Raw genomic sequence first — 14,817 nt, forward strand, 5'->3', positions numbered from 1 at the left:
GGTTGGTGGGAAAGTCGCGCTGAACGCGCTTGTCCTCAAGCGCCGGACGGGCTGGAGGGGGTGCAGGCGGGTGGGTGGGAAGAAGCTTGCGCTGAACGCGCTCGTCCTCAATCGCCGGACGGGCTGGATGGTGCGGGCCGGCTGGGGGTGTTCGGGGCCGGGAGGTAGGGGGACGTCGACGGGAGGCCCAGGTCTGACGGGAGTAGGGAGGCCACCCAGCAGTCTCGGCGTACTCCCTTGTTGTTGATTGCTGAGCGGAGGGTTCCTTCCATCGTGAAGCCCGCTCGTTCTGCTGCTGCTCGGGATGGGGTGTTGCCCACCTCCGCCCGCCATTCCACTCGGTCTACCGAGAGGTGGGTGAAGGCCCAGTGGGAGGCTTTGGTTGTGGCTTCTGTGATGTAGCCGTTGCCTCGGTGGGGCTTGGTGGCCCAGAAGCCGATCTCGGCCACTCCCAGGGAGCGCATCGTCAGGGCGAGCATGCCCACCAGTTCCTCCCCTTCGGGGAGGAAGACGCCGAAAGTGAACATCGATCCGTCCGCCCAGCCGTCGGGCACCAGCTGGGTGGTGAAGCTGTGGGCGTGCTCGGGGAGGTAGGGCGACGGGATCGTCGTCCAGCGCTGGATGTCGGCGTCCTGAACCGCGGCGTACACGGCGTCCGTGTCGAGTGGGCCGACCGTGCGCAGGAGCAGGCGGGCCGTGGTGAGCGTGACGGGGTCCATCGGCCGATTCTGCTCGGGGCGGGATGAGGGCGCCATCCCTTTCGCTGAGCGTGAGTTCGTGATCACAATTCGTGCAATTCATGGGTCGGGCGCGGCACCATCCGTGACTCCCGGCCGTTCTCCTTATGGCTGTCCCACTGGCAGGCCTCCCGGCTTGGCGGGGTCCTCGCATACGATGGCCGTTGCTCAGTTAAGACAATGGAAACCGACCGTCCCAGGCCCGACCGGCAAGGAGACCAACCCCCGTGTCCGTCCTCTCGAAGATCATGCGTGCAGGCGAAGGCAAAATCCTGCGCAAGCTGCACCGCATCGCGGACCAGGTCAACTCCATCGAAGAGGACTTTGTCGACCTCTCCGACGCCGAGCTGCGGGCCCTCACCGATGAGTACAAGCAGCGGTACGCCGACGGTGAGAGTCTGGACGACCTGTTGCCCGAGGCCTTCGCCACCGTGCGCGAGGCCGCCAAGCGCGCCCTCGGCCAGCGTCATTACGACGTGCAGATCATGGGCGGCGCAGCGCTCCACCTCGGCTATGTCGCCGAGATGAAGACCGGTGAGGGCAAGACCCTGGTCGGCACCCTGCCCACGTATCTGAACGCCCTCTCCGGAGACGGCGTCCACCTCATCACGGTCAACGACTACCTGGCCGAGCGTGACTCCGAGATGATGGGTCGCGTCCACAAGTTCCTGGGGCTGACCGTCGGCTGCATCCTCGCCAACATGACGCCGGCCCAGCGACGCGAGCAGTACAACTGCGACATCACGTACGGCACGAACAACGAGTTCGGCTTCGACTATCTGCGCGACAACATGGCGTGGTCCAAGGACGAACTCGTCCAGCGCGGCCACAACTTCGCCGTGGTCGACGAGGTCGACTCGATCCTCATCGACGAGGCCCGTACGCCGCTGATCATCTCCGGCCCGGCCGACCAGGCCACCAAGTGGTACGGCGACTTCGCCAAGCTGGTCACGCGCCTCAAGCGCGGCGAGACGGGCAACCCCCTCAAGGGCATCGAGGAGACCGGCGACTACGACGTCGACGAGAAGAAGCGCACGGTCGCCATCCACGAGTCGGGTGTCGCCAAGGTCGAGGACTGGCTGGGCATCGACAACCTGTACGAGTCGGTGAACACGCCGCTGGTGGGCTACCTGAACAACGCCATCAAGGCCAAGGAGCTCTTCAAGAACGACAAGGACTACGTCGTCATCGACGGCGAAGTCATGATCGTCGACGAGCACACCGGCCGTATCCTCGCCGGCCGTCGCTACAACGAGGGCATGCACCAGGCGATCGAGGCGAAGGAAGGGGTGGACATCAAGGACGAGAACCAGACCCTTGCGACCATCACTCTCCAGAACTTCTTCCGTCTCTACGAGAAGCTCTCCGGTATGACCGGTACGGCCATGACGGAGGCCGCCGAGTTCCACCAGATCTACAAGCTCGGTGTCGTCCCGATCCCGACCAACCGCGACATGGTCCGCAAGGACCAGTCGGACCTGATCTACCGCACCGAGGTCGCGAAGTTCGAGGCGGTCGTCGACGACATCGCCGAGAAGCACGAGAAGGGTCAGCCGATCCTCGTCGGCACGACCTCTGTCGAGAAGTCCGAATATCTTTCGCAGCAGCTCTCGAAGCGCGGCATCCAGCACGAAGTGCTGAACGCCAAGCAGCACGACCGGGAGGCGACCATCGTCGCCCAGGCCGGGCGCAAGGGCGCTGTCACGGTCGCCACGAACATGGCCGGCCGTGGTACGGACATCAAGCTCGGCGGCAACCCCGACGACCTCGCCGAGGCGGAGCTGCGCCAGCGCGGCCTCGACCCCGAGGAGCACATCGAGGAGTGGGCCGCGGCCCTGCCGGCCGCCCTGGAGCGGGCCGAGAAGGCCGTCAAGACCGAGTTCGAAGAGGTCAAGGACCTCGGCGGGCTCTATGTCCTCGGCACCGAGCGGCACGAGTCCCGGCGGATCGACAACCAGCTGCGCGGTCGTTCCGGACGTCAGGGCGACCCCGGCGAGTCGCGGTTCTACCTCTCCCTCGGCGACGACCTCATGCGGCTGTTCAAGGCCCAGATGGTCGAGCGCGTCATGTCGATGGCGAACGTTCCGGACGACGTACCGATCGAGAACAAGATGGTCACCCGGGCCATCGCCTCCGCCCAGTCGCAGGTCGAGACGCAGAACTTCGAGACCCGCAAGAACGTCCTCAAGTACGACGAGGTCCTCAACCGGCAGCGCGAGGTCATCTACGGCGAGCGTCGCCGTGTCCTGGAGGGTGAGGACCTGCACGAGCAGGTCCAGCACTTCATGGACGACACCATCGACGCGTACATCGGCGCGGAGACCGCCGAGGGCTTCGCCGAGGAGTGGGACCTGGACCGGCTGTGGGGCGCCTTCAAGCAGCTCTACCCGGTGAAGGTCACCGTCGACGAGCTGGAGGAGGCGGCGGGCGACCGGGCCGGGCTGACCGCCGAGTTCATCTCCGAGTCGATCAAGGACGACATCCACGACCAGTACGCGTCGCGCGAGGAGCAGCTCGGCTCCGAGATCATGCGTGAGCTGGAGCGCCGGGTCGTGCTGTCGGTCCTCGACCGCAAGTGGCGCGAGCACCTCTACGAGATGGACTACCTCCAGGAGGGCATCGGCCTGCGCGCCATGGCGCAGAAGGACCCGCTGGTCGAGTACCAGCGCGAGGGCTTCGACATGTTCACCGCCATGATGGAGGGCATCAAGGAGGAGTCCGTCGGCTACCTGTTCAACCTGGAGGTCCAGGTCGAGCAGCAGGTCGAGGAGGTCCCGGTCGCGGACGCCAAGCCGTCGCTGGACAAGGGCACCGAGGACACCGTGCCGGCCCAGGCGAGCGCCGGTTCCCGGCCGGAGATCCGGGCCAAGGGGCTCGACGCTCCGCAGCGGCGGGACCGGCTCCACTTCTCCGCGCCGACCGTGGACGGCGAGGGCGGTGTCGTCGAGGGCGACCTGGTCGGGGACGACGACGAGGTGCGGTCCGAGGCGGACGGGCTCACGCGCGCGGAGCGGCGCAAGCAGCAGCGGAGTGGGCGGCGGCGCAAGAAGTAAGTAAGGCGGCGGCGCAAGAAGTAAGTAACCAAGTATTTGGTAGTCGCTGTGTGAAGGGCCGGGCATCCGAGGAGGGTGGCCGGCCCTTCTTTCTTGTCCTTGGGTGGGGGAGGGCGGGCGGGGCTCAGTCGTCCGTGTGCGGCCTTCGGGCGCCGCCCAGTTCCACCGCCGTGCAGCGCCAGCGGAAGTCGTGGCCCAGTTCCAGGCGGAAGGCCATCGCGCGGAGCTGGTCGCCGGCGCCGATGCGGGCGAAGGCCTCCAGGGCGCCCTGGCTGGGTTCGTAGTAGCCGACGTCGCGGACCACGGGGCGGGTGCCGCGGGTGCGCAGGGGGCCGCGTTCCGCGAGCCAGGCCAGTTCGTCGTAGGCGCGGCCCACGGTGTGGCGGAGCATGCTGTGGACGGGGCGTTCGCCGCTCAGGACGGCCAGGAGGCGGTCGGCGAAGAGGTCGGTGGGGCGGGGCTGCGGGAGGGGCGCCTGGCGGGGCTGCAGGGGGCGCTGGGGCGTTGTCCTGTGCTGTCCCTGGGTGGGGACCCGGGGCTCGGCGTGGGTTTTGGTGGGGGAGGTCGCTTCGGGGACGGGCGTACGAGGGGTGCCTCCGCCCGGGGTGGTGCGGTGTGGGGTGCTGCCGGGGCGGCGGGTGTCCCGGCGTACCGGCGGGCGGGACGGGGTACGGCGGACCGTCCTTGTCATCACCTTGTTCATGGAATGTCCCCGCTTCTTGGGGCCCGGGTGGGTACCGGGCGGTAACTTTCTGGTGGGGATCTTGTACGGGGAGTAATCGACCGGGTGCAAACAGGGAGAGGCTGCGGTTCGGGGGGCTCCGAGGTTCACTTATCAGAGTGGTTCTCGGAGATGAAAGGCCTGGTGGGCGTGGGGTGTGGGGGTGAATTTCGGGGAGTGGGGTGGACGCTCGGAGAAGCCTGGGCGGGGACTCGAAAGGGGACGCCCCGACGTATTCTGAGGGTCTTCCCGGGTCGTACGGGAGGGTCCCGGCTGCTGGTTTCCGGTTACTGGTTCCGGTGCTGGTTCCGGTCACGGAAACGCCCACTACGAAAGCGGTCAGTCATGCGCGTCTACGTCCCTCTGACCCTCCCTGGCCTTGCCAAGGCGTACAAGACGGGTGAGTTGGGGGCGGGGCCGTTCGTCGCGTACGCCGTCACGCCCGCGTTGCGTGAGTGGTATCTGTCCGACGACATCGAGGAGCTGGAGTACGCGGCGTTGAATCGGGCCGCGCTCGCTTCTCTGCGGTTGCTTGCGATGGAACCCGGGGTGGTGCGGCGGCGGGTGGTTGTCGCCCTTGATGTCGCGGACGGGGTGGCGGTTGCCGACCCCGATCGTGGGCTTGATCCCGGGGCGTTGGGTGAGGTGCGGGTCGGTGGGGCTGTTTCCTTGGGGAAGGCTGCGGCTGTGCATGTCGATTCCGGGGAGGCGGAGGGGGATGTCGCTGCGGCTGCGGATGCGTTGGGGGCTGCGGATCGGGGGGATGACGATGCGCAGTTCGTCGTGGACGGGGCTGAGGATCATGAGCTGCTTTGGTATGCCACGCAGGAGATTCCTAACCTGGTGGGGTTGTTGGGGTGAGGTGTGAGGGGGTGAGGGGTTGGTTTTTTCGCCCCCGCCGCCCCTACCCGTCCATCCCTGGGGGCTGCCGCCCCCAGACCCCCGCTGTCGGCCTGAACGGCCTCGTCCTCAAACGCCGGACGGGCTGAAGATGCCTGGGCCTGCGCTCGAGTGGGGTCTGTCAGTGGTGCGGGGTACGTTCTTCGTATGGGGAAGTACGGAGTGGCGCACATCGTGTGGGACTGGAACGGGACCTTGTTTCATGACACCGATGCCGTCATAGGAGCGACCAACGCGGCGTTCGGGGAGCTGGGGCTGGAGCCCATCACGCTGGAGCAGTACAGGGAGCTGTACTGCGTACCCGTGCCGCGGTTCTACGAGCGGCTGCTCGGGCGGCTGCCCACCGAGGCCGAGTGGGCTGTCATGGATGACATCTTTCATCGGTATTACGCGGAGCATCGCGTGGCGTGTGAGCTGGCCGTGGGTGCGCGGGATCTGCTTGCCGGGTGGCAGTCGGCCGGGCGTAGTCAGTCCATTCTGAGTATGTATGGGCATGACGAACTTGTTCCGCTGGTGCGGGGGTTCGGGATCGAGCCGCATTTTCTGCGTGTTGACGGGCGGACCGGGCCTTCCGGTGGCAGCAAGGCCGAGCACATGGTGCGTCATCTCGGTGCGCTCACCGGTGTCGAGGCCGCGCGCACTGTGGTGATCGGGGATGCCGCCGATGACGCGATCGCCGCCCGGCATGTGGGGGCGCGCGCCGTGCTCTACACCGGTGGGTCCCATGCGCGGGCCAGTCTTGAAGCGGTGGGTGTGCCTGTGGTGGACAGCCTGGAGGAGGCCGTCGCGGAGGCCGAGCGCCTGGCCGCGTAGGGCGGACTGTGGGGGTTTCGGGTCCTCCCCCTTCTCCCGCTGTTCAGAATGTCAAACTTCCCGGCCTGCTTTTGTACACAAATGGCTCATGACGTGGCCCCCGTCATGAGCGATAGCCTGGTGGCGTGATCAGCGCGATACGTCGCGGGGGCGTTCTTGCCCCTGCCCTGCGCCCGGAGTGCACGGACCACATCCGTGCCCGGGCGGTGATCGCTGGTCGGCGCGGGCGGGACGGAACCCCGAGGGTTCCCAGGGCGCCGTACGCATCCCATGGACCGGCGTTGCCGAGAGCAGTGTCACACTCCGTCGGGGTGCCGAGAATGGCCGATAACCCCCCGCTCTTCCCACCCTGCGGCATAGCGTCGGAACTGACCGGAGACCCCGCGTCGTGGCGTTGTGCCGGAGAGGGAGACCTACTTCCTTCTACGTCACGCAACGACGCGCGACAGGAGCCAGAGGACAATGCAGACCAAGCTGGACGAAGCCAAGGCCGAGCTGCTCGAAAGGGCCGCCCGGGTAGCTGAGAACAGCCCGGTCGGGGGGCACCTACCGACTGGGACGACACGTGCAACCACGCCCGGCGGAGACCCCGGCACCCCGGACCACGACACCGTGCTCGCGTTCCTCCAGCGCTACTACCTGCACACGGCCCCGGAGGACCTCGCCGACCGCGACCCGGTCGACGTCTTCGGCGCCGCTTTCTCGCACTACCGGCTGGGCGAGACACGGCCGCAGGGCACGGCGAGCGTGCGGGTGCACACCCCGACCGTCGAGGAGAACGGCTGGACGTGCAGCCACTCCGTCGTCGAGGTCGTGACGGACGACATGCCCTTCCTCGTCGACTCGGTCACCAACGAACTGTCCCGGCAGGGGCGCGGTATCCATCTCGTCGTCCATCCGCAGTTCGTCGTACGACGGGACCTCACCGGCAAACTCGTCGAGGTGCTGCCCGCCCATGCGACCGGGAGTGCGGCGAGCGCCGAGCTGCCGCACGACGCGCACGTCGAGTCGTGGATCCATGTCGAGATCGACCGTGAGACCGACCGGGCCGATCTGAAGCAGATCACCAACGACCTGCTGCGCGTCCTGTCCGACACCCGTGAGGCCGTCGAGGACTGGGAGAAGATGCGCGACTCCGCACTGCGCATCGCCGAGGAACTGCCCAAGGAGCCCACCGCCGACGACCTGCGCGACCAGGACGTCGAGGAGGCGCGCGAACTGCTGCGCTGGCTCGCGGACGACCACTTCACCTTCCTCGGCTACCGAGAGTACGAGCTGCGTGAGGATGATTCGCTGGCCGCCGTAGCCGGTACGGGACTTGGCATTCTGCGGTCCGATCCGCACCACTCCGAGCACGAGGGGCATCCGGTCAGCCCGTCCTTCGAGCGGCTGCCCGCCGACGCCCGCGCCAAGGCCCGCGAGCACAAGCTTCTTGTACTGACCAAGGCCAACAGCCGGGCGACTGTTCATCGGCCGTCCTATCTCGACTACGTCGGGGTCAAGAAGTTCGACGAGAACGGTGAGGTCGTCGGGGAGCGGCGGTTCCTGGGGCTGTTCTCCTCCGCCGCCTACACCGAGTCCGTGCGCCGGGTGCCCGTCGTCCGCCGCAAGGTCGACGAGGTGCTGCGCGGCGCCGGCTTCTCGCCCAACAGCCATGACGGGCGCGACCTCCTGCAGATCATGGAGACCTACCCGCGCGACGAGCTGTTCCAGACTCCGCCCGATGAGCTCCGGTCGATCGTCACGTCCGTTCTCTACCTTCAGGAGCGGCGCAGGCTTCGGCTCTACCTGCGCCAGGACGAGTACGGGCGCTACTACTCCGCCCTCGTCTATCTGCCCCGCGACCGGTACACCACCGGCGTACGGCTGCGGATCATCGACATCCTGAAGGAGGAACTCGGCGGTACCAGCGTCGACTTCACCGCCTGGAACACCGAGTCGATCCTTTCCCGGCTGCACTTCGTCGTTCGCGTTCCGCAGGGGACCGAGCTGCCGCAGCTCTCCGACCGGGACAAGGAGCGCATCGAGGCGCGGCTCGTCGAGGCCGCCCGGTCCTGGGCCGACGCCTTCGCCGAGGCCCTCAACGCCGAGTGCGGCGAGGAGCGCGCCGCCGAACTGCTGCGCCGGTACGGGAACGCCTTCCCCGAGGGCTACAAGGCCGACCACAACCCGCGCGCCGCCGTCGCCGACCTCGTCCACCTCGAAAAGCTGGGCGTCGGCACGAACTTCGCGCTGAGCCTGTACGAGCCGGTGGGCGCCGCGCCCGGTGAGCGCCGGTTCAAGATCTACCGCACCGGCGAGTCCGTCTCGCTGTCCGCCGTACTGCCCGTCCTCAACCGGCTCGGCGTCGAGGTGATCGACGAACGGCCGTACGAGCTGCGCTGCGCGGACCGGACCACCGCCTGGATCTACGACTTCGGGCTCCGGCTGCCCAAGTCGCTGAGCGGCGGCGGGGATTATCTCGGGGACGACGGCCGCGAGCGTTTCCAGGAGGCTTTCTCGGCCACCTGGACCGGGCAGGCCGAGAACGACGGCTTCAACGCGCTGGTGCTGAGCGCTGGCCTCGACTGGCGCCAGGCGCTGGTGCTGCGGGCGTACGCCAAGTACCTGCGGCAGGCCGGTTCCACGTTCAGCCAGGACTACATGGAGGACACCCTCCGGAACAATGTCCACACCACCCGGCTGCTCGTATCGCTGTTCGAGGCGCGGATGTCGCCGGAGCGGCAGCGGGCGGGCCTTGAGCTGACCGACGCGCTCATGGAGGAGCTGGACGCGGCCCTCGACCAGGTGGCCTCCCTCGACGAGGACCGCATCCTGCGGTCCTTCCTCACCGTCATCAAGGCGACCCTGCGGACGAACTTCTACCAGGAGAGCGCGGGCGGGAAGCCGCACGACTACGTCTCCATGAAGTTCGACCCGCAGGCCATCCCGGACCTGCCGGCGCCGCGTCCGGCGTACGAGATCTGGGTGTACTCGCCCCGGGTCGAGGGCGTGCACCTGCGGTTCGGGAAGGTCGCGCGCGGCGGGCTGCGCTGGTCGGACCGCCGGGAGGACTTCCGTACGGAGATCCTCGGGCTGGTCAAGGCGCAGATGGTGAAGAACACCGTCATCGTGCCGGTCGGCGCCAAGGGCGGGTTCGTCGCCAAGCAGCTGCCGGATCCGAGTGTGGACCGGGACGCGTGGCTCGCCGAGGGGGTCCGCAGCTACAAGACGTTCATCTCGGCGCTCCTCGACATCACCGACAACCTGGTGGCCGGTGAGGTCGTGCCGCCCGCCGACGTCGTACGGCACGACGAGGACGACACCTATCTCGTCGTCGCCGCCGACAAGGGCACGGCGACCTTCTCCGACATCGCCAACGAGGTCGCCCAGGCGTACAACTTCTGGCTCGGCGACGCCTTCGCGTCGGGTGGCTCGGCCGGGTACGACCACAAGGGCATGGGCATCACCGCGCGAGGCGCCTGGGAGTCCGTCAAGCGGCACTTCCGTGAGCTGGGCGTCAACACGCAGAGCGAGGACTTCACCGTCGTGGGTGTCGGTGACATGAGCGGTGACGTTTTCGGGAATGGCATGTTGCTCTCCGAACACATCCGGCTCGTCGCCGCCTTCGACCACCGGCACATCTTCATCGACCCGAATCCGGATGCGGCCACCTCGTACGCGGAGCGGCGGCGGATCTTCGAGCTGCCGAGGTCGAGCTGGGCGGAGTACGACAGCCAGCTGATCTCGTCCGGGGGCGGCATCTTCCCCCGTACCGCCAAGGCCATCCCGGTCAACTCGCACATCCGCGAGGCGCTCGGCATCGAGGCCGGGATCGCCAAGATGACACCGGCCGACCTGATGAAGGCGATCCTTCAGGCGCCGGTCGACCTGCTGTGGAACGGCGGCATCGGCACGTACGTCAAGTCGAGTACGGAGTCCCACGCCGACGTCGGTGACAAGGCCAACGACGCCATCCGCGTCGACGGCGGCGACCTGCGCGTCAAGGTCGTCGGCGAGGGCGGCAACCTCGGGCTCACCCAGCTCGGGCGGATCGAGTTCGCGCAGCGCGGCGGGAAGATCAACACCGACGCCATCGACAACAGCGCGGGCGTGGACACCTCCGACCACGAGGTGAACATCAAGATCCTGCTCAACTCCCTTGTCACGGAAGGCGACATGACCGTCAAGCAGCGCAACACGCTGCTGGCGAAGATGACCGACGAGGTCGGCGGGCTCGTCCTGCGCAACAACTACGCGCAGAACACGGCCATCGCCAACGCCCTCGCCCAGTCCAAGGACATGCTCCACGCCCAGCAGCGCTTCATGCGCCACCTGGTGCGGGAAGGGCATCTGGACCGGGCCCTCGAATTCCTTCCGACGGACCGGCAGATCCGTGAACGGCTCGGCGGCGGGCAGGGGTTGACCGGTCCGGAGACGGCCGTGCTCCTCGCGTACACGAAGATCACGGTCGCCGACGAGCTGCTGCGCACCTCGCTCCCCGAAGACCCGTATCTGCGCCGCCTGTTGGACGCCTACTTCCCGAGTGCGCTGCGCAAGAAGTTCCCCGAGCAGATCGACGGGCACGCGCTGCGCCGCGAGATCATCACGACCGTTCTCGTCAACGACACGGTCAACACGGGCGGTACGAGCTTCCTGCACCGGCTGCGCGAGGAGACCGGCGCCTCGCTGGAGGAGGTGGTGCGGGCGCAGACCGCGGCTCGCGCGATCTTCAACTCCGGCGCGGTGTGGGACGGGGTCGAGGCGCTGGACAACACGGTCGAGGCCGCCGTCCAGACCCGGATCCGCCTGCACTCGCGGCGACTTGTCGAGCGCGGCACCCGCTGGCTGCTCAACAACCGGCCCCAGCCGCTCCAACTCACGGAGACCATCGAGTTCTTCGGCGAGCGGGTCGGTCAAGTCTGGTCCCAGCTGCCCAAGTTGCTGCGCGGCGCGGATCTGGACTGGTACCAGAAGATCTACGACGAGCTGACGGGCGCCGGTGTCCCCGACGCACTCGCCACCCGGGTCGCGGGCTTCTCGTCCGCCTTCCCGACGCTGGACATCGTCTCGGTCGCCGACCGGATGGGCCGTAACCCGATGGACGTCGCCGAGGTCTACTACGACCTCGCCGACCGGCTCCACATCACCCAGCTGATGGACCGCATCATCGAGCTGCCGCGCGCCGACCGCTGGCAGTCCATGGCCCGCGCCTCCATCCGAGAGGACCTCTACGCGGCCCACTCGGCGCTCACGGCGGACGTCCTCGCGGTCGGCAACGGCTCGTCGACGCCCGAGCAGCGCTTCAAGGCGTGGGAGGAGAAGAACGCGGCGATCCTGGGCCGGGCGCGCACGACCCTGGACGAGATCCAGAGCTCGGACGCCTTCGACCTGGCGAACCTGTCGGTCGCGATGCGCACGATGCGGACGCTGCTGCGGACGCATTCGTAAGCGGTGCACGTGAAGAGGGGCGCCCCGGGCCGTCACGGCTCGGGGCGCCCCCGTTTTTCTTGACAACTGTTAGAGAAAAGCAGACAGGGAATTTACCCTTTCCTGCTAGACGGGACACCTCGGATAAAGTCGCGGGCGTGAGTGTGAACGTCTCCGAGAACCCGATTTCGGTTCCTGTCCGGCCGGTGCGGCGCGTAATCCTCGAAGCGGTGAAATTCGGGGCCGTCGGCGGCAGCGGTGTGCTTGTGAACTTCCTGTTCTTCAACCTGCTGCTGCACGGGCTCGGTTGGCGGGCGATGACGGCGACCGTGTTGGCCAGCCTGATCGCCATGGGCAGTAACTACCTGGGTTTCCGCTATTTCACGTACCGGGACAGGGCCTCACGTACCAGGCAGCAGATCGCGCTGTTCTTCGTGTTCAGCGCGATCGGCATCGCGATGGAGAGCGGGCTGTTCTACATCGGTTATCACGGCCTGGGGCTGCACGGGCCGGTCGAGTCGAATGCCGTGAAGGGCGTCTCGATCGTGCTGGCTTCCGGGTTCCGGTTCCTTGTTTATCGGACGTGGGTTTTCCGCCACTAGGCCACTACTAGGCGGCTTTGGGAGCTGCTTTGGCCGGGCGGTTCGTGAAGGCCTCGTACTCCTTCAGTACGTCGTCGGTCGGGCCGTCCATGCGGAGTTCGCCGCGTTCCAGCCACAGGACGCGGTCGCAGGTGTCCCGGATCGACTTGTTGTTGTGGCTGACCAGGAACACCGTGCCGGCGTGCTTGCGCAGTTCGCGGATGCGTTCCTCGGAGCGCTGCTGGAAGGAACGGTCGCCGGTCGCCAGTGCCTCGTCGATCAGCAGGACGTCGTGGTCCTTGGCGGCGGCGATGGAGAAGCGTAGCCGGGCGCCCATGCCGGAGGAGTACGTGCGCATCGGGAGGGTGATGAAGTCGCCCTTCTCGTTGATCCCCGAGAAGTCGACGATGCCCTGGTAGCGCTCCTTGATCTGCTCCCGGGACATGCCCATCGCGAGGCCGCCGAGATAGACGTTGCGCTCGCCCGTCAGGTCGCCCATCAGGGCCGCGTTGACGCCGAGGAGGGAGGGCTGGCCGTCGGTGTAGATGTGGCCGTGCTCCACCGGGAGGAGGCCCGCTACCGCCTTGAGCAGCGTGGACTTGCCGGAGCCGTTGGTGCCGATCAGGCCGATTGCCTCGCCGCGGTAGGCGACGAAGGAGACGCTCTTGACGGCGTGTACCTTGCGCACCCCTGCCGCCTTCTCGCTCTGCTTGCGTCGCATCATGCGGTTGAGCGCGGCGGTCGCGGTGCCGCGTCCGGCGCCCGTGCCGTTGACCCGGTAGACGATGTCGACGTGGTCGGCGACGACGGTGGGGATCGGCTCGCTCTGGGTCGCGCTCTGGTTCTCGTTCGGGTTCTCAGCCACGGCCGTACGTCTCCTCAGCCTTCCAGAAGTAGATGAAGCCGCCGACGCCGACGAGCAGCGCCCAGCCGGTCGCGATCGGCCAGACGTGCGCCGGCAGCTGGCTGGAGTGGTAGCTGTCGATCAGCGCGAAGCGCATCAGGTCGATGTAGATCGCGGCGGGGTTGGTCTCCAGCAGCACCGACACCACGTGCGGCAGGTTGTCCTTCGTGGCCAGCTTGTCGATGCTCCACATGACCCCGGACACGTACATCCAGGTGCGCAGCACGAACGGCATCAGCTGGGCGATGTCCGGAGTGGACGCCCCCATCCGCGCCATGATCATCGACACGCCCGCGTTGAACACGAACTGGAGTACCAGGGCAGGGATGACCAGCAGCCAGGAGGCGCTGATCGGGATGCCGAAGCAGAGCAGGATCACGATCAGCGCGGCCATCGAGAACAGCAGCTGCTGGAGCTGCTGGAGGCAGAACGAGATCGGCAGGGCCGCGCGCGGGAAGTGCAGGGCCCGTACGAGGCCGAGGTTGCCGGCGATCGCGCGGGTGCCCGCCATGATCGAGCTCTGTGTGAACGTCCAGATGAACACGCCCGTGACCAGGAACGGGATGTAGTCCGGCACGCCGTGCTTGGTGCCCAGCAGGACACCGAAGATGAAGTAGTAGACCGCCGCGTTGAGCAGCGGGGTCATCACCTGCCAGACCTGACCGAGCTTCGCCTGGCTGTACTGGGCGGTCAGCTTGGCGGTGGCGAACGCGGTGATGAAGTGGCGCCGCGCCCAGAGCTGGCGGACGTACGTCGGCAGGCTGGGTCGGGCCCCGCTGACCGAGAGGCCGTGCCGGAGGGCGTACGCCGAGAGGTCGCCCTCGGGCGGGACGACCGGTGCCGCGGGGGGCGTGGACTGGGGCGGTGTGTCGAGGGCCTGGCTCACATCCGCTGCTTTCGCTTGGGGGAGTGGAGAGGGGTGGAGAGGGGGGTGTCTTACGCGTTTCTTGCCAAACTCTTACGTCGGGACGGGACCGTATCGTCGTAACGGGAGCGTATTCCGATTCGGCGTCGGAACGCAACCGTTTCGTCGTGACGCCCCTATGCTGGTCCGTATGACGACGAACGCCGACGAGCCCGGGACCGCACCGGCGCGGACCCGCCGCCGGGCCCCCGCCGGGGCCGCCGTACTGCGGGAGGACGTGACGGAGGCCATTCGCGCGGCCGTGTTCGAGGAGCTGGCGGCCGTCGGATACGCCCGGATGTCCATCGAGGGCATCGCGCGCCGGGCGGGCGTCGGCAAGACGGCGGTGTACCGGCGCTGGCGTTCGAAGCTGCACCTGGTGCTCGACCTGGTCTCGGCGATCGCGGTGCAGGGGCTGCCGGCGCCGGACACGGGCACGCTGGAGGGCGATCTGCGGCTGCTGTACGAGCTGACATCCCGTGCCCTGCGCCACCCGGTGGCCTCGCAGGTCATCCCGGACCTCCAGGCGGAGGCGGCCCGCAACCCCGAGATCGCCGACGCCATGCAGAAGGCGCTGCGGGAGGGGCAGGAAGGCGTCGCGAGCGGGATCGTGGCGGCGGCGGAGGCGAGGGGCGAGGTCCGCGCGGGCATCGACGCCGACCTGGCCCTCGACCTGATCTCGGGGCCGCTCTACTGGCGCTCGGTGGTGATCCGCAGCCCGAAGCTGCCCAAGGGGTATCTGGGGTCGCTGGCCCGGGCGACCACGGCGGCGCTCAAGGCGCTGTAGAGCACGTA

At 67.7% G+C, this 14,817-nt stretch carries 10 protein-coding genes; 6 read left to right on the forward strand and 4 right to left on the reverse strand.

Translation table 11 applies throughout. From position 1 onward, the window contains the following. Positions 1-107 precede the first annotated feature (107 nt). Positions 108-719: a GNAT family N-acetyltransferase gene (locus LUX31_RS28845; RefSeq protein ID WP_235478228.1), complete on the reverse strand. Its 612-nt coding sequence runs from the start codon at positions 717-719 to the stop codon at positions 108-110. Between the two features lie 245 nt (positions 720-964). Between LUX31_RS28845 and secA the strand changes: the two genes are divergently transcribed. Next, positions 965-3,790: a preprotein translocase subunit SecA gene (gene secA, locus LUX31_RS28850; RefSeq protein WP_235478229.1), complete on the forward strand. Its 2,826-nt coding sequence runs from the start codon at positions 965-967 to the stop codon at positions 3,788-3,790. A 124-nt stretch (positions 3,791-3,914) separates the two neighbouring features. Here secA and LUX31_RS28855 read toward each other — a convergent pair whose 3' ends face one another. Further along, on the reverse strand, positions 3,915-4,493 hold the full coding sequence (locus LUX31_RS28855; protein WP_235478230.1) for an Rv3235 family protein: 579 nt from the start codon (positions 4,491-4,493) through the stop codon (positions 3,915-3,917). A 363-nt stretch (positions 4,494-4,856) separates the two neighbouring features. Here LUX31_RS28855 and LUX31_RS28860 point away from each other — a divergent pair, with 363 nt between their 5' ends. The 4 genes from LUX31_RS28860 (at position 4,857) to LUX31_RS28875 (ending at position 12,235) form a co-directional block, all read left to right on the forward strand. After that, on the forward strand, positions 4,857-5,372 hold the full coding sequence (locus LUX31_RS28860; RefSeq protein WP_235478231.1) for a DUF6912 family protein: 516 nt from the start codon (positions 4,857-4,859) through the stop codon (positions 5,370-5,372). Between the two features lie 186 nt (positions 5,373-5,558). Then, positions 5,559-6,224, forward strand: coding sequence for an HAD family hydrolase (locus LUX31_RS28865; RefSeq protein ID WP_235478232.1), 666 nt, complete (start codon positions 5,559-5,561; stop codon positions 6,222-6,224). Positions 6,225-6,686: 462 nt separating this feature from the next. Next, entirely contained in the window at positions 6,687-11,654 is a 4,968-nt protein-coding gene (locus tag LUX31_RS28870; RefSeq protein ID WP_235478233.1) for an NAD-glutamate dehydrogenase, read from the forward strand. A 137-nt stretch (positions 11,655-11,791) separates the two neighbouring features. Beyond that, positions 11,792-12,235 carry a GtrA family protein gene (locus LUX31_RS28875; protein ID WP_235478234.1) on the forward strand — a complete coding sequence of 148 codons (444 nt, stop codon included), beginning with the start codon at positions 11,792-11,794 and terminating at the stop codon, positions 12,233-12,235. 7 nt (positions 12,236-12,242) lie between these two features. Here LUX31_RS28875 and LUX31_RS28880 read toward each other — a convergent pair whose 3' ends face one another. Both LUX31_RS28880 and LUX31_RS28885 read right to left on the reverse strand, forming a co-directional pair. Beyond that, the gene (locus LUX31_RS28880) at positions 12,243-13,079 is read right to left on the reverse strand and encodes an ABC transporter ATP-binding protein (protein WP_235478235.1); all 837 of its coding nucleotides are present in this window, start codon (positions 13,077-13,079) and stop codon (positions 12,243-12,245) included. Continuing rightward, positions 13,072-14,004, reverse strand: coding sequence for an ABC transporter permease (locus LUX31_RS28885; protein ID WP_235478236.1), 933 nt, complete (start codon positions 14,002-14,004; stop codon positions 13,072-13,074). The genes LUX31_RS28880 and LUX31_RS28885 overlap by 8 nt, the downstream gene beginning before the upstream one ends. Before the next feature lie 169 nt (positions 14,005-14,173). On the opposite strand from LUX31_RS28885, the gene LUX31_RS28890 reads away from it, so the two are divergent. Continuing rightward, complete coding sequence (locus LUX31_RS28890) at positions 14,174-14,809, forward strand: TetR/AcrR family transcriptional regulator (RefSeq protein ID WP_235478237.1); 636 nt, start codon at positions 14,174-14,176, stop codon at positions 14,807-14,809. Positions 14,810-14,817: the final 8 nt, after the last annotated feature.

This window comes from Streptomyces sp. GQFP (assembly GCF_021545335.1).
GTDB lineage: Bacteria > Actinomycetota > Actinomycetes > Streptomycetales > Streptomycetaceae > Streptomyces.